Source organism: Exiguobacterium sp. SH31 (genome assembly GCF_001816105.1).
Taxonomy (GTDB): domain Bacteria; phylum Bacillota; class Bacilli; order Exiguobacteriales; family Exiguobacteriaceae; genus Exiguobacterium; species Exiguobacterium aurantiacum_A.
Window position 1 is genome coordinate 1 of sequence record NZ_LYTG01000074.1, and the last position, 3545, is coordinate 3545.

Annotated in this window: 5 protein-coding genes; 2 read left to right on the plus strand and 3 right to left on the minus strand. The window is 49.9% G+C overall.

Going from position 1 to position 3545, the window contains the following annotated elements:
• The 3 genes from A6395_RS10665 to groES all read right to left on the minus strand — a co-directional run.
• Positions 1 to 261: ArsR/SmtB family transcription factor (locus tag A6395_RS10665; RefSeq protein WP_071399010.1), on the minus strand; the 261-nt coding region annotated here is incomplete at its 3' end.
• 190 nt (positions 262 to 451) lie between these two features.
• Positions 452 to 2092, minus strand: a complete 1641-nt coding sequence (gene groL / locus A6395_RS10670; RefSeq protein WP_071399008.1) for a chaperonin GroEL — start codon at positions 2090 to 2092, stop codon at positions 452 to 454.
• Between the two features lie 43 nt (positions 2093 to 2135).
• Positions 2136 to 2420: a co-chaperone GroES gene (gene groES / locus A6395_RS10675; protein WP_016510840.1), complete on the minus strand. Its 285-nt coding sequence runs from the start codon at positions 2418 to 2420 to the stop codon at positions 2136 to 2138.
• 258 nt (positions 2421 to 2678) lie between these two features.
• Here groES and A6395_RS10680 point away from each other — a divergent pair, with 258 nt between their 5' ends.
• Positions 2679 to 3329: a CPBP family intramembrane glutamic endopeptidase gene (locus A6395_RS10680; protein WP_071399011.1), complete on the plus strand. Its 651-nt coding sequence runs from the start codon at positions 2679 to 2681 to the stop codon at positions 3327 to 3329.
• A 16-nt stretch (positions 3330 to 3345) separates the two neighbouring features.
• Positions 3346 to 3545, plus strand: a 200-nt coding sequence (locus A6395_RS10685) for a YdiK family protein (RefSeq protein ID WP_071399009.1), incomplete at its 3' end; no start/stop codon positions are given.

Genomic DNA, 3545 nt, shown 5'->3' on the forward strand with positions numbered 1-3545 from the left:
TGTCCATTGTCCATAGCGAACAGCTTCTAACAATCCCGCTTTTTGCATAAGAGACAAGTAATGAGAAACGGTCGATTGAGATAAGTTCACCTTTTCTTGAATATCCCCAACACAAACGCCACCTTTGATGCTAACCTCCTTTGGTAAATGGGCTTGCTGAACAGGGAAGTTTTTCTCAGGTTCTCGTAACCATTTCAAAATATTAAGACGAGTTTCGTTTGATAGCGCCTTGAAAATATCTAAAACATTTAAGTTATCCATGTCTTTATCCTATATCGATTTAATTCGATATGTCTAGTAAACCGATTGTTAATAAAAAAACCTCCAGTAAGTTTATAGAACTTACTGGAGGTTTTCTCAAAAGCTATACTGGATTGTTTACACAACCAACTTAGCCATTTGTGTTTCAATAATTCACGAACTCTCTAATTTAGAGGTTCAGGCGTATGACTTACATCATTCCGCCCATTCCACCCATACCGCCCATGTCAGGCATGCCGCCGCCAGCGCCTGCTGGTTCTGGCTTGTCTGCGATGACCGCTTCCGTTGTGAGGAACATGGCTGAGACTGATGCTGCGTTTTGAAGCGCTGAACGCGTCACTTTCGCCGGATCGACGATACCGTATGCGATCATGTCGACGTACTCGCCAGTGGCGGCGTTGTAGCCGATGCCGACCGACTCGTTCTTGAGCTTCTCGACGATGACCGAACCTTCTTCACCCGCGTTTTCCGCGATTTGACGGACCGGTGACTCAAGCGCACGGAGGACGAGTTTGACACCTGTCGCCTCATCCGCTGTCACTTCAGAAAGAAGTGCGCGAACCGCTGGGATGACGTTGATGTAGGCTGTACCACCACCTGCGACGATACCTTCTTCGACCGCTGCACGTGTCGCGTTGAGTGCGTCTTCGATGCGGAGCTTACGCTCTTTGAGTTCAGTCTCAGTAGCAGCACCGACTTTGACGACGGCTACGCCGCCTGCAAGTTTCGCAAGACGCTCTTGGAGCTTCTCACGGTCGAAGTCAGACGATGTCTCTTCGATTTGGTTGCGAATTGTTTGAACGCGTGACTTGATTGTTGCTTCATCGCCAGCACCTTCAACGATCGTTGTCGTGTCTTTCGTGACGACGACTTTCGATGCGCGTCCGAGTTGGTTCAGTGACGCCGACTTGAGCTCGAGGCCGAGATCTTCAGTGATGACTTGGCCGCCTGTGAGCGTCGCGAGGTCTTCGAGCATCGCTTTACGACGATCGCCGAAGCCTGGTGCCTTGACCGCGACCGCGTTGAACGTACCACGGAGCTTGTTCAAGACGAGTGTCGCGAGTGCATCGCCTTCGATGTCTTCTGCGACGATCAAGATTGGTTTCCCTTGTTGCACGACTTGCTCGAGCACTGGGATGATTTCTTGGATGTTTGAGATCTTCTTATCAGTGATCAAGATGAACGGGTTGTCGAGCACCGCTTCCATTTTGTCTGAGTCTGAGATCATGTATGGTGACAAGTAGCCACGGTCGAACTGCATACCTTCAACAACATCGAGTTCAGTCGTGAAGCCGCGTGATTCTTCGATTGTGATGACGCCGTCGTTGCCGACACGTTCCATCGCTTCTGCGATCAACTCGCCGACTTCTTCGTCAGCTGCTGAAATGGCCGCGACTTGCGCGATTGCTTCTTTTGACTCGATTGGTTTCGAGATGGCTTTTAGTTCTTCGAGCGCACGGCGGACCGCTTTGTCGATCCCTTTACGAAGGATCATCGGGTTCGCGCCCGCTGTCACGTTCTTGAGACCTTCACGGATCATCGCTTGAGCGAGGACTGTCGCTGTCGTCGTACCGTCCCCTGCGACTTCGTTCGTCTTCGACGCGACTTCGGCGACGAGCTTCGCGCCCATGTTTTCGAAGTGGTCTTCAAGTTCGATTTCTTTCGCGATCGTCACACCGTCATTCGTGATGAGTGGTGAGCCGAACTTCTTTTCGAGGACGACGTTACGTCCTTTCGGTCCGATCGTTACTTTTACCGCGTCAGCGAGTGCGTCGACGCCTCGAAGCATCGCGTGACGTGCGTCTTCTGAGAATTTGATTTCTTTTGCCATTGTTCATTTCCCCCTAAAAAAGATTTTTGAAAAATGGTGAGTCTTAGCCTACGATTGCTAGAATGTCGCTCTCACGAACGATTAAGTATTCTTTTCCATCATGCTTCACTTCGGTACCCGCGTATTTCGAGTAGATGACCAAATCATTTTCTTTGACGTCGAGAGCGATCCGCTCGCCTTGGTCTGTCACGCGGCCTGTGCCGACTGCGAGGACCTTCCCTTGTTGCGGCTTTTCTTTCGCCGTGTCAGGAAGCACGATGCCTCCGATCGTCTTTTCTTCTTTCTCCACGACTTCGATGATAACGCGATCTCCTAGTGGTTTTAACATTGAAAAAACCTCCTCCGAATATGAATGATGTATCGTTGTATCGTAAGTTTTAGCACTCGTCAAAATGGAGTGCTAACACTGTTTAGTGTAGTATGAGACGATGAAAAATGCAAGCGGGAACATCAAAAAACGCTTCCACTCGCGGTCAAGAGACCTTATTTGTTACAATGATTGAAAGGAACGCTTAACTCTAGTGAATAAGGAAGTGTTGAATTGGCCACATTAAACTCAAACCAATCGATAAATACCCGGTTTTCGATGGCGCCTAACATTCGAATCCGGCACATCATCCCGATTCTACTCTACGCGTTCGTGCAGTTCTTCCCGCTGCTCATTAGTGGAGTCCGTCCCGAGTGGATCACCCCGACGTCGACCGGCCTTTGGTTCGCAATCGGCTTCAGTTTAACGATCGTCATCTCGTTCTTCTTGCTTTGGCCGGACTTGAAGCTGTATAAGCAACAAGGCATCCAGTCGAACTTGAACGACACGGTCAAATGGATCGGGCTCGGGATTTTGATGCAGTACGGGCTCGTCATCGTCGCCAACCTGATTGAGACCGCGATATCAGGTGATCTCGTAGGGTCACAAAACACCGAGCAAATCGCTGATATCGTCCGTCTCGTCCCAGTCATGACGCTCTCAGTCGTCTTGCTCGGACCGATCATGGAAGAGATTTTGTTCCGCCATATCCTGTTCGGCAACTTGAGCGCCCGCTTCGGGTTTTGGATCGCGTTTGCGGTCAGTTCACTCTTGTTCGCACTCATCCACGGCGACAACAAGATCCTTGTCTATGTGGCGATGAGCTTCGCCTTCACGGTCGCTTACGCCAAGACGCGTCGCTTGATCGTCCCGATTGCGATTCACGCGTTCAACAACGCGCTCGTCATGGTCGTATTATTCCTAATGTAGAAATGAGGTGGCACTTATGCCGCGACACTTAAAAGTTATGTTTTTGTTCAGTCTCTCGTTCGGGATTCTGTTTACGGTCCTCGCCTACTACTCGGTGCAAGAGTACGGCTTCAGTTTCTGGACGTACTTCATCATCGCCGTAGCCGCGTACGACTTCTTCAAGGTGTACCAAATCTTGACGCTCGCTCGAAAAGCGAAAAAAGACAACAACAATAA

What these genes read in the sequence shown, in the direction of transcription:
- A6395_RS10680 (WP_071399011.1), top strand. Translation starts at nt 2,679, where the DNA reads ATGGCGCCTAACATTCGAATCCGGCACATCATCCCGATTCTACTCTAC.
- groES (WP_016510840.1), bottom strand. Translation starts at nt 2,420, where the DNA reads ATGTTAAAACCACTAGGAGATCGCGTTATCATCGAAGTCGTGGAGAAA.
- groL (WP_071399008.1), bottom strand. Translation starts at nt 2,092, where the DNA reads ATGGCAAAAGAAATCAAATTCTCAGAAGACGCACGTCACGCGATGCTT.